The organism is Arthrobacter sp. GQ119, from assembly GCF_059759125.1.
The window spans coordinates 133,587-152,994 of sequence record NZ_JCAXEA010000005.1 but is presented as its reverse complement, the minus strand read 5'-3'; the positions used below and the strand labels follow the sequence as shown (position 1 = coordinate 152,994).

Annotated in this window: 21 protein-coding genes; 15 read left to right on the top strand and 6 right to left on the bottom strand. The window is 65.7% G+C overall.

Features of this window, described 5'->3' with window-relative positions; all coding sequences use genetic code 11:
- The first annotated feature begins 168 nt into the window (after window positions 1–168).
- Entirely contained in the window at window positions 169–1,023 is an 855-nt protein-coding gene (nadE, locus tag AC6CH3_RS06695) for an NAD(+) synthase (RefSeq protein ID WP_498131679.1), read from the top strand.
- A gap of 64 nt (window positions 1,024–1,087) precedes the next feature.
- Here nadE and AC6CH3_RS06690 read toward each other — a convergent pair whose 3' ends face one another.
- Window positions 1,088–1,990: an NADP-dependent oxidoreductase gene (locus AC6CH3_RS06690; RefSeq protein WP_498131678.1), complete on the bottom strand. Its 903-nt coding sequence runs from the start codon at window positions 1,988–1,990 to the stop codon at window positions 1,088–1,090.
- A gap of 92 nt (window positions 1,991–2,082) precedes the next feature.
- Window positions 2,083–2,856, bottom strand: a complete 774-nt coding sequence (locus tag AC6CH3_RS06685) for an IclR family transcriptional regulator (protein ID WP_498131677.1) — start codon at window positions 2,854–2,856, stop codon at window positions 2,083–2,085.
- A 181-nt stretch (window positions 2,857–3,037) separates the two neighbouring features.
- On the opposite strand from AC6CH3_RS06685, the gene AC6CH3_RS06680 reads away from it, so the two are divergent.
- From AC6CH3_RS06680 to AC6CH3_RS06670, 3 genes are all read left to right on the top strand, one after another.
- Window positions 3,038–3,754 carry a CoA transferase subunit A gene (locus AC6CH3_RS06680; protein ID WP_498131676.1) on the top strand — a complete coding sequence of 239 codons (717 nt, stop codon included), beginning with the start codon at window positions 3,038–3,040 and terminating at the stop codon, window positions 3,752–3,754.
- Window positions 3,755–3,830: 76 nt separating this feature from the next.
- On the top strand, window positions 3,831–4,538 hold the full coding sequence (locus AC6CH3_RS06675) for a CoA transferase subunit B (RefSeq protein ID WP_498131675.1): 708 nt from the start codon (window positions 3,831–3,833) through the stop codon (window positions 4,536–4,538).
- Window positions 4,535–5,731, top strand: a complete 1,197-nt coding sequence (locus AC6CH3_RS06670) for an acetyl-CoA acetyltransferase (protein WP_498131674.1) — start codon at window positions 4,535–4,537, stop codon at window positions 5,729–5,731. The genes AC6CH3_RS06675 and AC6CH3_RS06670 overlap by 4 nt, the downstream gene beginning before the upstream one ends.
- Before the next feature lie 134 nt (window positions 5,732–5,865).
- On the opposite strand, the gene AC6CH3_RS06665 is transcribed toward AC6CH3_RS06670, so the two are convergent.
- Window positions 5,866–6,408, bottom strand: coding sequence for an ankyrin repeat domain-containing protein (locus AC6CH3_RS06665; RefSeq protein ID WP_498131673.1), 543 nt, complete (start codon window positions 6,406–6,408; stop codon window positions 5,866–5,868).
- A 34-nt stretch (window positions 6,409–6,442) separates the two neighbouring features.
- Between AC6CH3_RS06665 and AC6CH3_RS06660 the strand changes: the two genes are divergently transcribed.
- Window positions 6,443–6,625 (top strand): hypothetical protein, encoded by a 183-nt coding sequence (locus AC6CH3_RS06660; RefSeq protein WP_498131672.1) that lies wholly within the window; start codon window positions 6,443–6,445, stop codon window positions 6,623–6,625.
- 5 nt (window positions 6,626–6,630) lie between these two features.
- Here the strand turns inward: AC6CH3_RS06660 and AC6CH3_RS06655 are convergent, their stop codons facing one another.
- A complete protein-coding gene (locus AC6CH3_RS06655) occupies window positions 6,631–7,236 on the bottom strand; it encodes a GlcG/HbpS family heme-binding protein (protein ID WP_498131671.1) in 606 nt (201 codons plus the stop codon).
- Window positions 7,237–7,434: 198 nt separating this feature from the next.
- Here AC6CH3_RS06655 and AC6CH3_RS06650 point away from each other — a divergent pair, with 198 nt between their 5' ends.
- The 3 genes from AC6CH3_RS06650 (at window position 7,435) to AC6CH3_RS06640 (ending at window position 10,389) form a co-directional block, all read left to right on the top strand.
- Entirely contained in the window at window positions 7,435–8,637 is a 1,203-nt protein-coding gene (locus tag AC6CH3_RS06650; protein ID WP_498131670.1) for a sensor histidine kinase, read from the top strand.
- The gene (locus AC6CH3_RS06645) at window positions 8,634–9,260 is read left to right on the top strand and encodes a response regulator (RefSeq protein WP_498131669.1); all 627 of its coding nucleotides are present in this window, start codon (window positions 8,634–8,636) and stop codon (window positions 9,258–9,260) included. The genes AC6CH3_RS06650 and AC6CH3_RS06645 overlap by 4 nt, the downstream gene beginning before the upstream one ends.
- A 73-nt stretch (window positions 9,261–9,333) precedes the next feature.
- Window positions 9,334–10,389 (top strand): zinc-dependent alcohol dehydrogenase family protein, encoded by a 1,056-nt coding sequence (locus AC6CH3_RS06640; protein ID WP_498131668.1) that lies wholly within the window; start codon window positions 9,334–9,336, stop codon window positions 10,387–10,389.
- Window positions 10,390–10,393: 4 nt separating this feature from the next.
- Here AC6CH3_RS06640 and AC6CH3_RS06635 read toward each other — a convergent pair whose 3' ends face one another.
- On the bottom strand, window positions 10,394–11,320 hold the full coding sequence (locus tag AC6CH3_RS06635; protein ID WP_498131667.1) for an AraC family transcriptional regulator: 927 nt from the start codon (window positions 11,318–11,320) through the stop codon (window positions 10,394–10,396).
- 279 nt (window positions 11,321–11,599) lie between these two features.
- On the opposite strand from AC6CH3_RS06635, the gene AC6CH3_RS06630 reads away from it, so the two are divergent.
- The 7 genes from AC6CH3_RS06630 (at window position 11,600) to AC6CH3_RS06600 (ending at window position 18,231) form a co-directional block, all read left to right on the top strand.
- Window positions 11,600–12,949 (top strand): ABC transporter substrate-binding protein, encoded by a 1,350-nt coding sequence (locus AC6CH3_RS06630; protein ID WP_498131666.1) that lies wholly within the window; start codon window positions 11,600–11,602, stop codon window positions 12,947–12,949.
- A gap of 62 nt (window positions 12,950–13,011) precedes the next feature.
- Window positions 13,012–13,983, top strand: a complete 972-nt coding sequence (locus tag AC6CH3_RS06625) for a carbohydrate ABC transporter permease (RefSeq protein WP_498131665.1) — start codon at window positions 13,012–13,014, stop codon at window positions 13,981–13,983.
- The gene (locus AC6CH3_RS06620; protein ID WP_498131664.1) at window positions 13,980–14,924 is read left to right on the top strand and encodes a carbohydrate ABC transporter permease; all 945 of its coding nucleotides are present in this window, start codon (window positions 13,980–13,982) and stop codon (window positions 14,922–14,924) included. Before AC6CH3_RS06625 ends, AC6CH3_RS06620 begins: the two co-directional genes overlap by 4 nt.
- A 56-nt stretch (window positions 14,925–14,980) precedes the next feature.
- Window positions 14,981–16,042, top strand: coding sequence for an NAD(P)-dependent alcohol dehydrogenase (locus AC6CH3_RS06615; RefSeq protein ID WP_498131663.1), 1,062 nt, complete (start codon window positions 14,981–14,983; stop codon window positions 16,040–16,042).
- A 68-nt stretch (window positions 16,043–16,110) separates the two neighbouring features.
- A complete protein-coding gene (locus AC6CH3_RS06610; protein ID WP_498131662.1) occupies window positions 16,111–17,136 on the top strand; it encodes a carbohydrate kinase family protein in 1,026 nt (341 codons plus the stop codon).
- A gap of 214 nt (window positions 17,137–17,350) precedes the next feature.
- Entirely contained in the window at window positions 17,351–17,554 is a 204-nt protein-coding gene (locus AC6CH3_RS06605; RefSeq protein ID WP_013599688.1) for a cold-shock protein, read from the top strand.
- Window positions 17,555–17,640: 86 nt separating this feature from the next.
- Window positions 17,641–18,231: a DinB family protein gene (locus AC6CH3_RS06600; protein WP_498131661.1), complete on the top strand. Its 591-nt coding sequence runs from the start codon at window positions 17,641–17,643 to the stop codon at window positions 18,229–18,231.
- On the opposite strand, the gene AC6CH3_RS06595 is transcribed toward AC6CH3_RS06600, so the two are convergent.
- On the bottom strand, window positions 18,228–19,400 hold the full coding sequence (locus tag AC6CH3_RS06595; protein ID WP_498131740.1) for an acyl-CoA dehydrogenase family protein: 1,173 nt from the start codon (window positions 19,398–19,400) through the stop codon (window positions 18,228–18,230). The genes AC6CH3_RS06600 and AC6CH3_RS06595 overlap by 4 nt on opposite strands.
- Window positions 19,401–19,408 lie beyond the last annotated feature (8 nt).

Below are 19,408 nucleotides of genomic sequence, written 5' to 3'. Positions count from 1 at the left end.
CCCCACGCTACGCCCGACGGCGGCGGCACAGGATGGTTTTTCGCTGCGGAAACTGCCCAGGGACGCGCAAATGGACCGGCGCTACGGGAATTCCCGCAGCCCCCGTCCATTTGCGCGTCGCCGGGCCGGCAGTTGAGCGTTGCGGATGCGGCTGGCTAGGCTGGGCACATGCGCGAACTCCAGGCCAAGATCATCAAAGAAATGGGCGTACAGCCCCGGATCGACCCCGCCGAGGAGGTGCGCAAGCGCGTCACCTTCCTCAAGGAGTACGTCAAGGCAACGGGCACCCGGGGTTTCGTCTTGGGCATTTCCGGAGGCCTTGACTCCTCCCTGGCCGGCCGCCTCGCCCAGCTGGCAGTCGAGGAGCTGGAAGCCGAAGGGGTGGACGCCAATTTCGTCGCCATCCGGCTCCCCTACGGCGTGCAGCACGACGAAGACGACGCCCAGGCCGCCCTGGACTTCATCAAGGCCAAGACCGAATGGACGTTCAACATCTCAGCGGCCGTGGACGGCTTCGAGGACGAGTTCGAAAAGACTGTGGGCAATGGAATCTCCGACTTCCACAAGGGCAACACGAAGGCCCGCACGCGCATGATCGCCCAGTACGCCCTGGCCGGCGAACACAACTACCTCGTGATCGGCACGGACCACGGCGCCGAGTCCGTGACGGGCTTTTTCACCAAATACGGCGACGGCGGCGCTGACATTCTCCCGCTCTTCGGACTGAACAAGCGCCAGAACCGCGCACTCCTTGCCGAACTCGGCGCTCCCGCCCGGATCTGGGAGAAGGTCCCCACCGCCGACCTCCTGGACGGCAAGCCTGGCCGCACCGACGAGGACGAGCTCGGCATCAGCTACGACCAGATCGACGACTACCTCGAAGGCCGCGACGTCACCGAAGGCGCAGCGGCCCTGATCGAGGAAAAGTACATGCGGACCCGGCACAAGCGCACCGTCCCGGTCTCCATCTTTGACACCTGGTGGAAGCACGAGGGTCCGGAGGAGCCGCGGGTAGGGCTCTGAGCGGCAGGGCACTGAGCCCTGCCAAGGCCCTGACAGGGCTCCGGGCCCAGGGCGAAAGCGATCCCTAGGGCAGCAGCACAATCTTTCCGCGCCCGTGGCCGGTCCGGCTCATTTCCAGCGCATCAGGTGCTTCGATCAGCGGCATCCGGTGCGAAATCGTGAAGGTGATCTGGCCTTCGGCCGCCAGGGTTGCGACGTCCGCAACGCGCCCGTCGAGTAGCCTGAGTTTCGCAATTCCGGCCGTTTCCGAGGATTGGTCGGGAACCGTGGTCACCGCCCGGCTCCTGTCCTCAAGCAAATCCAGCGTAGCCGCGACGGATTCTTCGGTGCCCACCGTATCGAACACCGCCGTCACCTTGCCTTGGTCCCTGACCCGCTCGACCAGCCCGGCGCCATATATCACGGGCAGCGCTCCCAGATCGGTCAGGTACTCGTGGTTGGGTTCGGACGCCGTGCCGATCACCGCAGCCCCGAAGGCCTGGGCGATCTGCACTGCGGCTGATCCCACACCGCCCGCCGCCCCGTGGATGAGGATGGTGTCCCCTTCGCCCACGTCGAGCTGCTTGAGGGCAGAATAGGCCGCCCCGCCGGCCACCGGGATGCAGGCCGCCTGTTCGAAGTCGACGCCCACCGGCAGGAGAATCAGTTCGTCCGCGGAAACCAGGGCTTCGATGCGGTAGCCGCCAACTGTGCCGTTCCAAATGACTTCATCGCCCACGGCGAAGCCTTCGAAGGCCGGTCCCACCTGGGTAACCACACCGGCAGCCTCAGAGCCGGGAACTGCCGGAAACTCGAGTGGAACCCACTGTTTTACGTAACCGGCCACGATTTTCCAGTCCATGGGATTGACGCCGACGGTCCGGAACTCCACCCGGACCTGCCCCTCGGCGGGATCCGGCAGCTCTTCCGTCCCGACGGTGAGCACCTGCGGACTGCCGTATTCCTCAAAGTAGATCCTGGTGCTCATGGTCCTGGCTCCTGGAGTTGTCCGGCACTTTATTGCAAGAGTAGGTGCAGGAATCCGGTGATCTCAACAGCCTGCGGCGGCTGATGACACGCCTAAGGAGCGCCCAGCTGGGCGCTGATCCGGTGCGCCTCCTCCATGAGGAGCCTGCCCAGGAACTCCTGCCGGTCTTCGCGGAAGCGCGGCTCGATTCCGGTCAGGGACAAAGCCCACGCCGGCCGGCCGGCCTGATCGAACACGGCAGCGCCCATGCCCCAGCTGCCTTCCAGCACGAGCCCGGGATTCACGGAGTAGCCCGTCTCCCTGGTCCGCTTCACGTTGGCCCGGACCACCTCTTCCGTGTGTCCCTCCGCAAATGTCCCGGCATGGGCGGGCCAGTTTGCCAAGATCTGCTCCTGTTCGCTCTCCGGCAGGAAGGCCAGGATCGCGGTGCCGGCCGACGCCACACCGAGAGGGAACCGAACACCCTCGTGGAGCACGAACGACCGCACGGGAAAGCTGCCCTCCTCGCGGAGCAGGCAGACCGTCTCATTCCCTCGGCGGATGGAGAAGAAGGCGCTCTCACCCGTCTGTTCGGCCAGTCGGCGCAGGCCCGGCCGGGCGATGTCCTCGAGCGGGAACCGGGCTGACGCCACCGATCCGAGCAGCAGGACCTCCGGGCCGAGGACCCAGTTGCCGGTTCTTGCCTCATGGTCCAGCAGCCCTTCCGCGGCCAGGGAGGTCAGCAGCCGGTGAACCGTGGGCCGCGTCAGTCCGGACTCCCGCACCAGCTCGACCAGCGGAGTCCCCTCCGGCTTGCGGCCAACGATGCGCAAGAGCCCCGCGATACGGCTCACGACCTGGGCCCCCTGGACCGGCATCTGGTTCATATCTCTCCTTTTTCATCCATATTGTGGACGCTTGAAAGCATACCGTCCACACTGTAAAAACCGCGGCATATGTGGTGAATGAACGTCTTGACAGCCCCTCAGAACCGCCCCTACGCTCGGACACCTGAGGTTGAGTCCACAAAGTGGATACCTATCATGACCAACTCAACGAGGAGATGCCATGTCCAAACTGAAATCCAGTGCTTCCGAGTCCCTGCACGGTGTCCTGCGGGACGGCATGACGCTCGCCGTCGGAGGCTTTGGCCTGAGCGGCATCCCCGCAGATCTCATCGAAGCCGTGCGGGATTCGGGTGTGCGCGACCTGACTGTGGTCTCGAACAACATGGGCGTGGACGGCAAGGGCCTCGGCATTCTGATCGAGGCGGGCCATGTCCGGAAAGTGATCGCATCCTACGTGGGCGAGAACAAACTCTTCGCGGAGCAATACCTTGTGGGCTTGCTCGAGGTGGAGTTCACGCCGCAGGGCACGCTCGCCGAGCGCTTGCGCGCCGGCGGCGCCGGGATCCCTGCGTTCTACACCAAGACGGGCGTCGGCACGCTGGTTGCCGAGGGCAAGCCGCTCGCGGAGTTCGACGGCGAAACGTACGTTCAGGAGCGGGCCATTCGGGCCGACGTCGCCCTGGTCCACGCCCACACGGCCGACACCGACGGCAACCTGATCTACCGCTACACCGCCAGGAATTTCAACCCGGTAGCGGCCACTGCTGGTGCGGTGACCATTGCGGAGGCCGAGGTGATCGTGGAGCCCGGCGCACTGGACCCCAACCACATCGTGACGCCCGGTGTCTACGTCCAGCACCTCGTGCAGGCCAGCAACCGCGCGAAGGACATCGAGCAGCGCACCGTCCGCCCGCGCGTCGAGCCGCTCCCCGCTTAAGCCACCGCCGCCTCACGAACCAACACAGCCCGAACAAACACTTAAGCCCCCAACTTTGAGACCCCAAGGAGAACCCATGGCCTGGACCAGGGATGAGATGGCCGCCATCGCGGCTGAAGAACTGAACGACGGCGACTACGTCAACCTCGGCATCGGCATTCCCACACTCGTGGCGAACAACCTGCCGCATGGCGTCCGCGTGATCCTGCAAAGCGAAAACGGCCTGCTCGGCATGGGCCCATTCCCCTATGAGGGCGAGGAAGACGCCGACCTCATCAACGCCGGAAAGCAGACCGTCACTGTCCTCCCCGGAGGCAGCATATTCGACTCCGCCACCTCCTTCGGCATGATCCGCGGCGGGCATGTGAAGGTGGCCATCTTGGGCGCCATGCAGGTCTCCGGCGACGGCGATCTGGCCAACTGGACCATCCCGGGCAAGATGGTGAAGGGCATGGGAGGTGCCATGGACCTCGTGGCCGGGACGCCGCGCGTCGTGGTGCTCACGGAGCACAATGCCAAGGACGGCACCGCCAAGATCGTCAAGGAGTGCACCCTTCCCCTCACCGGACTCCGCGTGGTGGACCGGATCATCAGTGACCTGGCGGTCTTTGATCTTGTGAGGAACGAACAGGAAACAGGCGACGGCGGCCGGCGGCTCACGCTCACCCGCCTCGCGCCGGGGGTCACCGTGGAGGAGATCCGGGAGAAGACCGAGGCCTCGTTCTCTGTCTCCCTTGAAGCAGCACCCGTACAGGAAGAATCACTGGAAGGAGCCACAGCATGAGCCTGAAAGATCAATTTGGGAAAGATGTCCTGCTCACCGGCTGGGGCCACACCCGCTTCGGCAAACTCACCGACGAAACACTCGAATCGCTGATCGTCCAGGTCGCCACCGAGGCCATCTCCAGCGCCGGCATCGAGCCGGCCCAGATCGACGAAATCTACCTCGGCCAGTTCAACTCCGGCATGATGCCGCTGGCCTTCCCGTCCTCTCTGGCCCTGCAGGTTTCGGAGCAGCTGGCCAACGTGCCGTCCACCCGGGTGGAGAATGCCTGCGCCTCCGGGTCGGCAGCTTTCCAGCAGGGCGCCAAGTCGATCCTGGCCGGAACGGCCAAGACTGTCCTGGTGATCGGTGCGGAGAAGATGACCCATGCCGGGGCCGACGTGGTGGGCGCGGCCCTCCTCGGAGCGGACTATGACATGGCCGGCCAGGCTTCCACCACCGGGTTCACCGGACTTTTCGCCGACGTCGCCAAGCACTACGAGAAGCGCTATTGCGCTGGAGCAGGGAACCTATCCGATGTCCTCGGAACCATCGCCGCGAAGAACCACCGCAATGGCGTGGACAACCCCTACGCCCAGCTGCGCAAGGACCTCGGCGAGGAGTTCTGCAGAACGGTCTCGGACAAGAACCCGCTGGTGGCCGACCCGTTGCGCCGCACCGACTGCTCCCCCGTCTCCGACGGCGCTGCCGCCGTGGTGCTCTCCACGTCGCCAACGGCAGCCGCCGCCGCCCCGGTCAGGCTGGCTGGCTTCGGCCATGCCAACGACTTCTTCCCGGCAGAACGCCGTGACCCCACCGCCTTCGCCGCCACCCGGGCGTCCTGGCAGCGCGCCCTGGCGATGGCCGGCGTCGGGCTTGAAGACGTGGACTTCGCGGAAGTCCACGACTGCTTCACCATCGCCGAGCTGCTCATGTACGAGGCCATCGGCCTGACCGAACCCGGCCAGGGTACACGGGCAATCGAGGAAGGCTGGGTGTTCAAGGACGGCAAGCTGCCCATTAACGTCTCGGGCGGCCTCAAAGCCAAAGGCCACCCCGTCGGCGCCACCGGCATTTCACAGCACGTCATTGCCGCCATGCAGCTGACGGGCACCGCCGGGGACATGCAGCTGGCCAACCCCCGCCGCGCCGCCGTGCAAAACATGGGAGGCGTGGGCATCGCCAACTACGTCAGCGTGCTGGAGGCCGTCTAGCCCCTTCCGACGCCGCTTGTGGAACCAGCCCGGCCGAACCAGCCCGGTTGTGATGCGCCTGCCCCGCCGGGTAGGCGCATCGCCGCAGGTTCATCAGCCGAAACCGGGCCAGTTCAGCACACCCGAGAAGATAGTCAGCCGCGGGCCCGGATCAGCCTGGCGATTTCGGTGAAGCCCAGCCGCTCCGCGTTATCCAAGGCCGTCCGGCCCTGGGGATCACGGATGGCGGGGTCGGCTCCGGCGGCCAGGAGCAGCCGGACCACTTCCTGCTGCCTCGGCCCGCCGTTATTGAGGAGAATGGCCTCCTGTATGGCGGTCCAGCCGAGGTTGTTCACATGGTTGACCGGAACGCCGGCGGCAATGAGGATCCGCACCGTCTCAACATGGCCGTGTTCGCTGGCCGGAATGAGGGCCGTCCCGCCGAAGCGGTTGGTGCTTTTCACGTCGGCCCCATTGGCGAGGGTCAGTCGCAGTACGTCGTTGAACCCCTCGGCGCCGGCGTAGAGGAACGCTGAATCCTGGATGGCGTCCTTGGCGTTAACGTTGCCTCCGGCCTGGATCAGCTCCTTGACCAGGGGAACGTTGTTGGCCTTGGCAGCAAGGATCAGCCGCTGGTCGAGTTCCGCTTGGGCTTCCGGGGACAGGGCTGGACGGGAGGAGTCCGCCGGTTTCGGCACGGCTGGCTGTTCCTTTGGCGGGCCGGACGCCGCAGTGCCGGACGCCGAGCTGTCCGAGGCGGCACTGTCCGACGGGCCGCCGCCCGGGTTGCCTGGGCTGCATCCAAGGAGCGCCGCCACGGCCACGCCCACAGCAGCCGTCACAGCCATTCGCCACGGCCTGAAAGACGGCCTGACAGACGTCCTGACGCCGGGATCCCTGAACCACGCCATGTAAAGAGCCTACTCAGCGGCGCCGGCAATGGCGGCGGCACCTGCGTCTGCACAGGCTTCATCGAGTTTGCCGTCGGGAGCGCCGCCCACGCCGATCCCGGCAACGGACACACCGTTGACGTTGAGCGGGACGCCGCCGGGCAGGAACAGCGTGCCGGGAAGGTCTGCGATGCTGGGGCCGTTCCCCGTGACGCGCTTGGCCAGATCACTCGTCGGCGCTCCGAAGGCGGCTGCGGTGTAGGCCTTGCGCTTGGCGGATTCGATGGTGTGCTCGGCCGCGTTGTCGCCCCGGAGGAGTGCCTGCACCGTACCGAACCGGTCCACGAGGGCCACCGTCACGAAGGGCAGCTTGTCCGCCTGGCATTTGGCCAGCGCTGCGCCCACAGCCTTGGCCGAGGCGCCAACGCTGATACGGCTCTGCGACACGACGTTTTCGGGTGAGGACGGGATGTCAGCCGCAGGCACAGCGGCGGGCGCCGCCGCAGGCACAGCCGCAGGGACAGCAGCAGGCACAACGGGAGACGCGGTACCGGCATTGGCGGCGACGGTCGCTCCGGCGGTGAGGACGAGCGCTCCGGCAGCGGCGGCGGCAAAAACCTTGTTGGACTTCTTCATGGGGGTCTCCTTGGGAAATGAAGGGCAGCGGAATCGTGTCCTTCCATCGTGCCCGCGGCCACGGGTACCCACATCGGGCCTTCGGCGGCGCCTGGCTCCGCCGTAAGGCCAGCGGTATCAGCCAAAAGGCTGAGAGACCAGCAACGGCGCGGGCAATAGCATGGTGGGTAGCAATCCCTCCACCGGAACCGGACCCCCATGCCTACCCGAGCCGCAGTCCCTGCCCCAGCCGTCTCTTCCGAAAACGCGCACTCGTCCGGAGCTCCGGCCCGCCTGGGCCGGATCGACGCCGCGGTGCACGTTGGCTTTGCGGTGCTGATGGTGGCGTCGGTGGTTCGCTACGTAATGCGCCACAGCCCTGCCGACAACCTCCTGGTCCTCGGCCTGGCTGTGACCGCCTGTATGCTCTACGCCGTCATCGCGGCGCTCGCGCAGCGCCGCCGCCCCTGGGCCGTCTGGATGTTCGCCCTAGCAGGGCTCTGGGCCGTGCTGGTCATCGCCGCGCCCAGCTTCGCCTGGTGTTCGTTTGCGTTGTTCTTCCTCTGCCGCACGGCGTTCACGGGGGCAGTCGCCTACATTGCTGCGGGTGCGACGGCGGCCGCCACCGCCGTCGGGCTGTTCCGGCTCAGCAACGGAACTGACCTCGCCATGCTGCTCGGCCCCCTCGCCGTCGGCGTCATGCTGACGCTGATCTACGACCGGATAGAGCACGACGCCGCCGAGCAGCGCCGCCTGCATGCAGAAGTTTCGCTCGCCCAGGGGCAGCTGGCTGCCAGCGAGCGCCGGGCCGGGGCCATCGCCGAGCGCGAGCGGGTGTCCCGGGAGATCCACGACACCGTGACACAGGGCTTGGCCAGCAGCCTGTTGCTTCTCGAAGCGGCGAACCGCAACTGGCCGGCCGCGTCGGCCCGGCACGACCTTCGGCAGGCCGGCGAGCTGCTGCGGCAGAACCTGGCCGAGACCCGCAGCCTGGTCCACGAACTGGCGTCGCCGGGGCTGGAAGCATCCCCGCTCCCCGAGGCCCTCCGGCAGGCAGCCATCCAGTACGTCCCCGGCGTGCGGCTGCTCGTCACGGGGGAACCCCGCCCCGTTTCGGCGGACGTCCGGCACGCTCTGCTGCGCGTGGTCCAAAGCGCGGCGTCTAACATCAAGCTCCATGCGTCAGCCACGAACGCCACTCTGACGCTCGGTTTCCTTCCCGCGGCCGTCACGCTGGACATTTACGACGACGGTGCCGGCTTTGATCCCGCAGCGGTACCACCGCCGTCGGGCGCCGGAGGCTACGGGCTGCGCGCCATGCGGCAGCGTGTGGAACAGCTGGGCGGCGTATTCTCGGTGGAAAGCACCCCGGGCGAAGGGACCATTGTGGCTGCTCAATTGCCTACAGGTGAGGACGCATGAAGCCCATCACCGTGCTCCTCGTGGACGATCATCTCGTGGTGCGGAGCGGACTCAAGGCGCTGTTGGGAACCCAGCCGGACATCGATGTGGTCGCGGAGGCGGCGTCAGGTGAGGAAGCCCTGGCGCAGGTGGAGCAGCACTCCCCCGGCGTGGTGGTGATGGACCTGGCCATGGGCGCCGGCATGGACGGCATCGAAGCCATCCGGAAAATCCGCGAGCGCAACCGGCGGCAGGCCGTGCTCGTGTTCACTACCTACGATTCGGACGCCGACATCGTCCGGGCCGTGGATGCCGGCGCCATGGGCTATCTGCTGAAGGACGCCGCTCCGGAGGAAATTTTCGCTGCCATCCGTGGCGCAGTCCAGGGGAAGAGCGTGATGAGCGCTCCCGTGGCCTCGCGGCTTTTCCAGCAGCTGCGCAATCCGGACGAAGTCCTGACACCGCGCGAAGCCGAGCTGCTGAGCCTCCTTATTGAAGGGCTCAGCAATCGGGAGCTTGGACAGCGGCTCTTCATTTCAGAAGCCACGGTGAAGACCCACCTCGCCCACATCTACGCCAAGCTGGGAGTGGAAACGAGGGCAGCCGCCATCGCCACGGCGATCCGACGCGAAGGGATGCGCTAGGACCCGGACCTGGAGACGGTGCGGCTAGACTACTTCGCACGCCGGACCGACCCCCGCCACGAGAGGAGTAGCCATGCGCGCCACCATCATCCACGGCCCCGGAGACATCAGGGTGGAGGACCGGGACTACCCGGCTGTCCAGCTGCCCACGGATGTGGTGGTCAAGGTGACCGCGGCGTGCGTGTGCGGCTCGGACTTGTGGCCGTACCGGGGCGTGAAGCCGATCCGCCGGCCCTCCGCCATCGGACATGAGTTCATCGGCGTCGTGGAGAGCGTTGGCGCTGACGTGACGGCGCTCAGGGAAGGCGATTTCGTCATCGCGCCGTTCGTGGTGAGCTGCGGCGCGTGTCCGCAGTGCCGCAACGGCGTGACCGTCGCCTGCGACCGGCTCGCCGGCTGGGGCGGCAAGGACGATGCGGGCCACAGGATCGACGGCGGCCAGGGCCAGGCCGTCCGCGTGCCGCTGGCTGAGTCCACGCTCGTCAAAGTTCCCGGCGTTGGGGAACCCGACGATGCGCTGCGCAAGAATCTCCTCACCCTGTCCGATGTGATGGCCACCGGCCACCACGCCGCGCTCAGCGCCCAGGTTGCTCCCGGCCGGACCGTTGTGGTGGTGGGCGACGGCGCCGTGGGACTCTGCGGGGTGCTGGCAGCGAAGCGTCTGGGAGCCGGGCGGATCATTGCCATGTCCCGCCACACCGACCGGCAGGTAATCGCCCGGGAGTTCGGCGCAACGGACATCGTGGACGAACGCGGGGACGAGGGCGTGGCGAAAGTCCGTGAACTGCTCGGCGGCGTTCTTGCCGATTCGGTGCTGGAGTGCGTGGGGACGAAGGAGTCCATGGAACAGGCCCTGCACTGCGTACGTCCCGGCGGCGCTTTGGGATTCGTGGGTGTTCCCACCGGTGGCGCGGAAATCCCGCTGCGCTATCTGTTCGACAAGAACATCACGGTGTCCGGCGGCATGGCTCCCGCCCGGACCTACATCCCGGAACTGCTGGCGGACGTGCTAGCGGGCAGGATCAATCCCGGCCGAGTGTTCGACGTCGAAATGTCGCTCGAGGAGGCCCCTGAGGCGTACAAGGCCATGGACGAGCGGCGAGCGATCAAAGTACTGCTGAGGCCCTGAGCCGCTACGCGGGAACCGCCCGCGCCCTGTACTCGCGCGGGGTGGCTCCGGTTTCGTTCAGGAATTGCCGGTTGAAGTTGGACAGGTTCGAAAAGCCCACCTCATAACAAATGGTGGAAATCGCCTTGTCGCTGCGTTCCAGGAGCCGCCGGGCATGCGCCAACCGCAGCTTGCGGACAAGGTCACTGAAGTTCTGCCCCGTGGACCGTTTGAAATATTTCGAGAAGGTGGGTTCGGACATGCCCACCAGGGCTGCGGCCTCGGACATCTTTACGCTGCCCGCATGGTTGTTGAAGACGTATTCGAGGACGATGTCCACCACGGCCGCGGCCTGGCCGTCCAGTTGCGGCCGGAACCATTCTTCTGCGAGGTAGCGCCGCTCGTCCTGGGGCGCTCGCGCAAGAATCGCGAAGAGTTCCAGGAGGTGGTGAAGCCGCTCCAATCCCGCGGATGCGCCCATGGCCTCGATGGCTGCGGCCGCGGCCCGGGCTGAAGGCCCCAGGAACTCGATCCCTCGTGCGGACTGTTCCAGCAGTGGCTGGATTTCGGCCATTTCCGGAACGACGGAGGCTGCCTTCCGGATCCACTTCCCGTCGAACTGGATCACGGCATCGCGCCGCTCCAGGACTTCTCCGGGCTCCAGGTCGCTGACCCAGTCGTGCGGCAGCCCTGAACCGATGAGGGAGACATGTCCGGCCTCGAACGTGCCGATGTGGTCTCCGACGATGAACTTTCCGCTGCCTTTCCGGATCAAGTGGATCTCGTACTCGGGGTGGTAGTTCCAGCGTGCCAACGGGCTGGGATAGTCGTGCTCGTGCCACCGGACCGAACTGTTCGGGTCGTCCGGAATAACTTCGCGGTTGGCGCGCATGCCCAGCAGCCTTTCGGCGAGCCTGGCAGATGCGCCATTGCTCGGATCCGTCGCGCTCATTCTGGTTCTCCAGGCATCTGGTGGGTGTGTGAGATACGGGGGCCACCGTCGGGTGCCTACCCCAACATTAGCGCTCCTCTCCCCAGAGCGACATGGCAAATTTGTATCAGAAGTGGGCAACCACGGCGCTAGTTGCGCCCCACGCCTCAGGCCTAATGTTGAGGAACACAAGCGGGGCCCGTCGGATTCACGACCTTGGCCTCTCCCCCAGTCCGGTACTTCGATGAAGCAGTCGAAGTACGGCGGCTGCGCACCCCCTGAAGAACAAAGGAGTCCTCAATGCGCCCAAAAATGCGCGCTGCAACACTGGCCGCCGGCGCCCTGTGCATCGCACTTTCTGCCTCAGCCTGCTCCGGAGCCGGCGGCGGCACGGCCGCCGGTGACCAGAACAGCATCAATGTCCTGATGGTGAATAACCCGCAGATGGAAGACCTGCAGAGGCTGACCGCGGACAACTTCACCAAAGGAACCGGCATCAAGGTCAACTACACCGTTCTGCCGGAAAACGACGTCCGGGCCAAGATCAGCCAGGAATTCTCAAGCCAGGCCGGCCAGTACGACGTGGCGTCCCTGTCCAACTACGAAATCCCCTTCTACTCGGAGAACAAGTGGCTGGCTCCCTTGGACAATGTGGCCAAGGACGCCGAGTTCAACCAGGCAGATATCCTGCCCGCGTACACCGCGTCGCTGACCGGCAAGGACGGCAAGCTCTACGGCGAACCGTTCTACGGGGAGTCCTCCTTTCTGATGTACCGCAAGGACATCTTCGAAGCCAAGGGCCTGACTATGCCGGAGAAGCCCACATGGGACCAGGTCGCTGACCTTGCCGCGAAGGCTGACGGCGCCGCGCCGGGCATGAAGGGCATCTGCCTGCGCGGCCAGCCGGGCTGGGGCCAGGTCTTTGCCCCGCTGACCACCGTGGTGAACACCTTCGGCGGGACCTGGTTCGACAAGGACTGGAACGCCCAGGTCAACTCCCCGGAATTCACTGAAGCGACGCAGTTCTACGTGGACCTGGTCCGCAAGCACGGCGAGGCAGGTGCAGCCCAGGCCGGCTTCACGGAGTGCCTGAACAACATGAGCCAGAGCAAGGTGGCCATGTGGTACGACGCCACCTCCGCAGCAGGCGCTTTGGAAGCCGACGCCTCCCCGGTGAAGGGCAAGATCGGCTACGCCCAGGCGCCGGTGAAGAAGACGGATTCGTCCGGGTGGCTGTGGACCTGGTCCTGGGGCGTGCAGGCTGCCTCCAAGAAGCAGGACGCTGCCGGCAAGTTCATCGCCTGGGCCAGCTCCAAGAAGTACGAAGAGCTCGTGGCCTCGAAGCTCGGCTGGGCCAAGGTCCCCTCCGGCAAACGTATCTCCACCTATGAGAACGCCGAGTTCCAGAAGGCCGCCCCATTCTTCAAGGCAGAACGCTCCGCCATTGAAAACGCCGACCCGAAGAACCCCGGTGTCCAGGAACGCCCGGTCGTGGGCATCCAGTTTGTCGGCATCCCCGAGTTCGCCGACCTTGGCACCACGGTCTCCCAGGGTGTCAGCTCGGCCATCGCCGGCCAGGGCTCAGTAGCCGATGCGCTGGCGAAGGGCCAGGACGCCGCACAAAAAATCGGCGACAAGTACAAGAAGTAACAACCCACCAACCGCTGCTGTGGCCCTCCTGAGGGCGGGCCGCAGCAGCGCAGGAGAACATCATGACTACCGCACCAGCGCGCGCCGTCCCCACCCCCGGGTACAGCGCCTCCAAACCTTCCAAAGATGCCAGGGCGCGTGAACGAGCCCTGGCCTGGGCACGGCGTGCGCCGCTGCTGCCGGCCCTGATCTTCCTCATCATCGTCACCCAGCTTCCGTTCGTGGTGACCCTGATCATCTCGTTCCTGAACTGGAACAGCCTCCGCCCGGACCGGACCGGTTTCGCCGGCTTCGACAACTACATCCAGGTCCTCACCAACGCCGACCTGCGCCAGGCCATCTTCACCACCATCGTCCTGACCGTGTCCGTGGTCCTGGCCAGCCTGGTCATCGGGCTCGGGCTGGCCCTGCTGCTGGACAAGAAGTTCATCGGCCGCGGACTGGCCCGGACCCTGCTCATCGCACCGTTCCTCGTGGTGCCCGTGGCCGCCGCCCTGATCTGGAAGCATGCCCTGCTGAACCCCACCTACGGGCTGATCAACGGAACCCTGACCTGGATCTGGTCGCTGTTCGGCAGCGACACCCCGCCACAGCCGGATCTCCTCTCCCAGGCGCCCCTGATGGCCGTCATCGTGTCCCTGGTCTGGCAGTGGACGCCGTTCATGATGCTCATCCTGCTGGCCGGCCTGCAGTCCCGCCCCATGGACACCGTCGAAGCAGCCCAGATGGACGGCGCGAGCCCGTGGGATATTTTCCGTCACCTCACGTTGCCGCACCTGCGCCAGTACCTGGAACTCGGCGGCCTGCTCGGAGCGATCTACATCGTGCAGAACTTCGACGCCGTCTTCACGCTCACCTCCGGTGGCCTGGGCACGGCAAACCTGCCCTACGCCATTTACCAGACGTTCTACTTCGCCAATGAATACGGCCTGGCCTCCGCCGCCGGCGTCGTGGTGGTCATCGGCACCATCATCGTGGCGACCTTTGCCCTCCGCACCGTTTTCTCGCTCTTCAAGAAGGAGGCAGCACGATGAGCACCCTCACCCCTGCCGCACCCCGCAAGTCGGGCCATGGCCGTTCCACATCGCCCACTGCCCCGAACCACGGAACCCGCCGCCGCTTCGGGAAGTTCGGGGGCAAGTCCCGCATGGACCCCACACGGAACAACACTGCCGCCGGAATCGCGGCCTGGGCACTTGCCCTGCTCTTCGCGGCCCCGGTCCTGTGGATGATCCTTACCTCCTTCCACTCCGAGACGGACGCGGCCACCAACCCGCCCTCCCTCGCCGCGAACCTGACCCTGGACGCCTACCAGGAGTTCTTCGGCGCCAGCTCCGGCGTGAGCCCGTGGCCGCCGCTGATCAACTCCGCGACCGCCTCGATCCTCTCCACCGTTCTGGTGCTGGTTCTGGCCATCCCTGCCGCCTATGCGCTGTCCATCCGGCCCGTGAAGAAGTGGACAGACGTCATGTTCTTCTTCCTCTCCACCAAGATGATGCCCGTCGTCGCCGCAGTCCTGCCCCTCTTCCTCTTCGCCAAGACCGCCGGCGCACTGGACAACATCTGGTTCCTGATCCTGATGTACACCTCCATGAACCTGCCCATTGCCGTCTGGATGATGCGCTCCTTCCTCGCGGAGGTACCGGTGGAAATGCTGGAGGCCTCACAGATCGACGGCGCCAGCCTGCTCCTGACGCTCCGCAAGATCATCGCCCCCGTCGCGATGCCTGGCATCGCTGCCACCGCCCTTATCTGCTTCATTTTCAGCTGGAACGAACTCCTCCTGGCCCGGGTCCTCACGGGTGTCATGGCCGGGACCGCGCCCGTCTTCCTGACCGGATTCGTCTCCAGCCAAGGACTGTTCCTGGCCAAGGTCTGCGCTGCCGCCGTCGTGATCTCCCTTCCGGTGCTCTTCGCAGGCTTCGCCGCCCAGGACAAGCTCGTCCAGGGCCTCTCCCTCGGCGCCGTCAAATAGCCAGCGCGGTCAAGCAACACGGCCATTCCCGCTTTCGATTTCCAAGGAAAACTTCCATGACAACATCAACCGCACAGTCCGCAGCGCTCGGACAGCCTGAATTGCCGGCCACCATGCGCGCGTCCATCCTGAAACGCCAGGGCGACATGGTGCTGGAAACCCTGCCCGTCCCGCAGCTCGAGCCCGACCAGGTCCTCGTGCAGGTCGCCGCCGTCGGCGTGTGCGGCAGCGACGTCCACTACTACGAACACGGCCGGATCGGCGACTACGTGGTGGACCACCCGCTGGTCCTCGGCCACGAACTCTCCGGCCGGATCGCCGCCGTCGGAAGCGCCGTTGACCCTGACCGCGTGGGCAAGCGGGTAGCCGTCGAGCCCCAACGGCCGTGCCGCACGTGCAAGCAGTGCAAGGCGGGGCGCTACAACCTCTGCCCCGACATTGAGTTTTACGCCACCCCGCCGATTGACGGTGCTTTCGCCGAATACGTGACCATCCAGAGCGACTTCGCCTATGACATCCCGGACAGCGTCAGCGATGAGGCGGCCGCGCTCATCGAACCGCTCTCCGTCGGGCTCTGGGCCTGCGAACGCGCGGCAATCAGGCCAGGCAGCCGCGTGCTCATCGCCGGCGCCGGCCCCATCGGGATCATCGCCACCCAGGCGGCCCGCGCCTTCGGCGCCACCGAAATCTACATCACCGATATCGCCGAGGACCGCCTTGCCTTCGCCCTGGCACACGGCGCGACCCACGCACTCAACGCCAGGACCGACAGTGTGGAAGGGCTGGACGTCGATGCCTTCATCGACGCCTCCGGCGCCGCGCAGGCCGTCCGCTCCGGCATCAGGGCCGTCGGACCGGCCGGGCGGGTCATCCTGGTGGGGCTCGGGGCGGACGACGTCGAACTCCCCGTTTCGTTCATCCAGAACCGTGAGATCTGGCTCTCCGGAGTGTTCAGGTACACCAACACTTGGCCCCTGGCGATTCAACTCATCGCCGACGGAAAAGTGGACCTGGACATCCTGGTCACCGGCAGGTTCACGCTGGCCGAATCAGAGGACGCACTCAAAGCCGGTAAACAGCCAGGGCAGCTCAAAGCCGTCGTCTACCCCGGTCGGTAAGCCGCCAAAGGCACCACCGCGCCGCTCAACAGGAACAACGTTCACCACCGACCTGCAAGGAAGCAGCCATGCCATTACACGAGAACGGTACGCAAGCAGACATCTCTGACGACGGGACCCTAATCGACGACGGGGCCTTCATCACCGTCATCGGCGAGTCACTCGTTGACATCATCGACGCCCCCGGACGGGGACCAACAGCGCGCGGAAACACCACGCCCGCGGCCCACCCGGGCGGCAGCCCGCTCAACGTCGCCGTCGGCTGCGCCCGTCTGGACCTCCGAACCAAACTCGTCACCCATTTTGCCGAGGATGCCTACGGGCAGATGATCGCCGATCACCTGGACAGCAACGGTGTCGACGCCATCGTCGGCGGCTCCCTGCCGACCTCAACTGCCGTCGCGTCTCTGGATGCCGCCGGAGCCGCGCACTACACGTTCTCGATCACCTGGGACATCAACGGGGCCTCCATTCCTGCCCTGGCGGTGGCGGAGAATTCACTCCATGTGCACACCGGATCCATCGCAACACTGTTGCCCCCGGGCAACAACTCCGTCCGGAGGCTGATCGAGGCAGCACGCCCGCACGCAACCATCAGCTTTGACCCCAACTGCCGGCCCGCCATCAGCCCGGACTCAACAGCGGCGAGGGAACATGCCGAAGACTTCGTGGCCGCAAGCGACATCGTCAAAGCCAGCGACGAGGACCTCCGCTGGCTCTACCCCGACAGGACGCTGGAGGACTCCATGGCCGCCTGGCTGGAACTCGGCCCATCATTGGTGGCCCTGACCCGCGGCGCCCAGGGACCGGTCATCCTGACCCGGCGGGGACGCGTGGAGATGCCGGGCGAGGCCATCACAGTGGCAGACACCGTGGGGGCGGGGGACTCCTTCATGGCAGCCCTGATCTCGGGGCTTGCCCACTTTGGGGCGCTCGGAGCGGCCGGCCGGCCACGCCTGCAGGAACTCTCCCCGGATGAACTGCACGACCTGGCCGCCTACGCGAACAGGGCGGCAGCCATCACCTGCTCACGGCCAGGGGCAAACCCTCCGGGGCTGGCGGACCTGGAGTTAGCCGCCGCCGGTAAGAGCTGATTTCGGACATCCCACAGAAAAACAATGGCCGAACACTCTGTTAATGGACACCGTTAATGCCGTCATCAGGCGTTGCAGAAGGGACAGTTGATGACTCCAGCTATTGCACGGCCCGCGTGCTGCCCATAGGTTTGATATAGCGGAAAACATTCTCCGCATCTGCCTGCCGTTGGAGCAGGACCAGAAATAAGGGTTACAAAGGAAGTAGCAGCACATGGCAACAGGCACAGTTAAATGGTTCAACGCCGAAAAGGGCTTCGGATTCATCGCTCCGGATGACGGATCGGCAGATGTTTTCGCGCACTATTCGGCAATTGCCAGCAGCGGCTACCGCTCCCTGGATGAAAACCAGAAAGTCGAATTCGACGTGACCCAGGGCCCCAAGGGCCCGCAGGCTGAGAACATTCGCCCGCTGTAGGTTTGAAGAAACTGCCCGGGACGTGCTGGCAAGCACATCCCGGGCAGTTTCTGTCTCCTGGCCGCCCCCAAGCCGAGAGTGCACCCATGGATGACAAAGCGATCCTGCACCGCTGCCTCCGCACCCGCCGCGGCCAGCTTCTCGCGAAGCTCGACGGTCTGGGCGAGTACGAAGCCCGCCAGCCGATGACGTCCACAGGGACCAACCTGCTGGGGCTCGTCAAGCACGTCGCCAGCGTAGAGCTCGGCTACTTCGGCGAGGTGTTTGGCCGTCCCAGCGGACGCGACCTCCCCTGGTTCGACGACGCCGCGGAACCAGACGCGGACATGTGGGCCACCGCTGGGGAGACACGGGATGAGATCGTGGATCTGCACCGCTTCTCGGCCACGCACAGCGATGCCACCATTGAGTCACTGCCGCTGGATGCGCCGGGCGTCGTGCCTTGGTGGCCGGAAGAGCGCAGGCACGTTACATTGCAGCAGATCCTCGTACACATGTGCGCGGAGACCGCCCAGCATCTGGGGCACGCGGATATCCTCCGCGAACTGATCGACGGCGCCGTGGGGCAGGGCCCCAATGATCCCAACCTTCCCGTACGGAGTGCCGCAGAGAAGAGCGCCCAATTCGACCGGATTGAGGCGGCCGCCCGTGAGGCCGCCGCGCGCGCCGGGACCTAGACGAAGGCCGATTTCCCGGTAACGGCCCGGGCAACAATGAGGGAGTTGATCTCGTAGCTTCCCTCATATGTATAGAGGATTTCGGCATCCCCGAAGAGCTTGCCCATCTCGAAGTCGCTGCTGATGCCGTTGCCGCCGAGCAGCGACCGCCCCATGGCCACGGAGGAGCGGGCGAGCCGGGTAGTGGTCGCCTTGGCCATGGCGGCCTGGGCCATGTCCAGCCGGCCCTCCTCCTGGATCCGGGCGACCTGCACCATCAGGGCCAGCGACGCGGTGGCGTTGCCCAGGATCTCGGCCAGTTGCTGCTGGATGAGCTGGAATCGGGCCAGTTCCTTGCCGAACTGCCGGCGTTGAAGGGAGTAGGAGCGGGCGACGTCGAACGCGGCCAGCTGGATCCCCGCACCCTGCCATCCCACCCACGCGCGCGAATCCCGCAGGAGCCGGTTGGCCTTGGAGAAGTCCGTGGCCCCGGGAAGGAGGTTCGCTTCGGGGATCCGGACGTTGTCCAACACGATGTCCGCGTTCTGCATGATCCGCAGGCCGATCTTGTTGCTGATCTTGGTGGCGGCATAGCCGGGCCGGTCCGTTTCAACAATGAAGCCCTTGATCTGCTGGTCAGCCTCATCCCGGGCCCACACCAGGGCAAAGTCCGCAATGGTTCCAGCGCCAATCCATCGCTTGGCGCCGTTGATCACCCACTCGCCATCCTCCAGCCGGGCAGAGGTTGCAAGTCCCCCCGCGATGTCCGAGCCGTGGTCCGGCTCCGTGAGGGCGAAAGCTCCCAGCTGCATGAACGCCGTGAGTCCAGGCAGCCAGCGGCGCTTCTGTTCCTCGGAGCCAAGCTCGTGGATCATGCCCACAATCAACTCGTTGTGGATGCCCACCAGGGCCGAAAGCGATACGTCGGCCCTGGCCACCTCGACGTACATGAGGCCTTTGAAAAGCTTTGATGTGCCGTCGGTCTGCAGCCCGCCGAGCCCGCGCTTGCCCATCTCCGCCAACAGCCCGAAGGGGAACTCCTCACGGTTCCAGTAGTCGATGGACTGCGCCCTGACCCTGGACTGCAGGAACTCCCGGACGTCCAGGTAGCGCTTCCGTTCGTCCGGAGGAAGCAGGTCTGCGATGTACATGAGGTCTGCATCGGGGAAGGGCGGCGCCTGCCCGCGCATTTCGTCGC

What these genes read in the sequence shown, in the direction of transcription:
- AC6CH3_RS06675 (WP_498131675.1), top strand. Translation starts at nt 3,831, where the DNA reads ATGGCCTGGACCAGGGATGAGATGGCCGCCATCGCGGCTGAAGAACTG.
- AC6CH3_RS06645 (WP_498131669.1), top strand. Translation starts at nt 8,634, where the DNA reads ATGAAGCCCATCACCGTGCTCCTCGTGGACGATCATCTCGTGGTGCGG.
- AC6CH3_RS06625 (WP_498131665.1), top strand. Translation starts at nt 13,012, where the DNA reads ATGACTACCGCACCAGCGCGCGCCGTCCCCACCCCCGGGTACAGCGCC.
- AC6CH3_RS06635 (WP_498131667.1), bottom strand. Translation starts at nt 11,320, where the DNA reads ATGAGCGCGACGGATCCGAGCAATGGCGCATCTGCCAGGCTCGCCGAA.
- AC6CH3_RS06610 (WP_498131662.1), top strand. Translation starts at nt 16,111, where the DNA reads ATGCCATTACACGAGAACGGTACGCAAGCAGACATCTCTGACGACGGG.
- AC6CH3_RS06650 (WP_498131670.1), top strand. Translation starts at nt 7,435, where the DNA reads ATGCCTACCCGAGCCGCAGTCCCTGCCCCAGCCGTCTCTTCCGAAAAC.
- nadE (WP_498131679.1), top strand. Translation starts at nt 169, where the DNA reads ATGCGCGAACTCCAGGCCAAGATCATCAAAGAAATGGGCGTACAGCCC.
- AC6CH3_RS06605 (WP_013599688.1), top strand. Translation starts at nt 17,351, where the DNA reads ATGGCAACAGGCACAGTTAAATGGTTCAACGCCGAAAAGGGCTTCGGA.
- AC6CH3_RS06655 (WP_498131671.1), bottom strand. Translation starts at nt 7,236, where the DNA reads ATGAAGAAGTCCAACAAGGTTTTTGCCGCCGCCGCTGCCGGAGCGCTC.
- AC6CH3_RS06615 (WP_498131663.1), top strand. Translation starts at nt 14,981, where the DNA reads ATGACAACATCAACCGCACAGTCCGCAGCGCTCGGACAGCCTGAATTG.
- AC6CH3_RS06630 (WP_498131666.1), top strand. Translation starts at nt 11,600, where the DNA reads ATGCGCCCAAAAATGCGCGCTGCAACACTGGCCGCCGGCGCCCTGTGC.
- AC6CH3_RS06640 (WP_498131668.1), top strand. Translation starts at nt 9,334, where the DNA reads ATGCGCGCCACCATCATCCACGGCCCCGGAGACATCAGGGTGGAGGAC.
- AC6CH3_RS06595 (WP_498131740.1), bottom strand. Translation starts at nt 19,400, where the DNA reads ATGCGCGGGCAGGCGCCGCCCTTCCCCGATGCAGACCTCATGTACATC.
- AC6CH3_RS06680 (WP_498131676.1), top strand. Translation starts at nt 3,038, where the DNA reads ATGTCCAAACTGAAATCCAGTGCTTCCGAGTCCCTGCACGGTGTCCTG.
- AC6CH3_RS06690 (WP_498131678.1), bottom strand. Translation starts at nt 1,990, where the DNA reads ATGAGCACCAGGATCTACTTTGAGGAATACGGCAGTCCGCAGGTGCTC.
- AC6CH3_RS06600 (WP_498131661.1), top strand. Translation starts at nt 17,641, where the DNA reads ATGGATGACAAAGCGATCCTGCACCGCTGCCTCCGCACCCGCCGCGGC.
- AC6CH3_RS06620 (WP_498131664.1), top strand. Translation starts at nt 13,980, where the DNA reads ATGAGCACCCTCACCCCTGCCGCACCCCGCAAGTCGGGCCATGGCCGT.
- AC6CH3_RS06685 (WP_498131677.1), bottom strand. Translation starts at nt 2,856, where the DNA reads ATGAACCAGATGCCGGTCCAGGGGGCCCAGGTCGTGAGCCGTATCGCG.
- AC6CH3_RS06670 (WP_498131674.1), top strand. Translation starts at nt 4,535, where the DNA reads ATGAGCCTGAAAGATCAATTTGGGAAAGATGTCCTGCTCACCGGCTGG.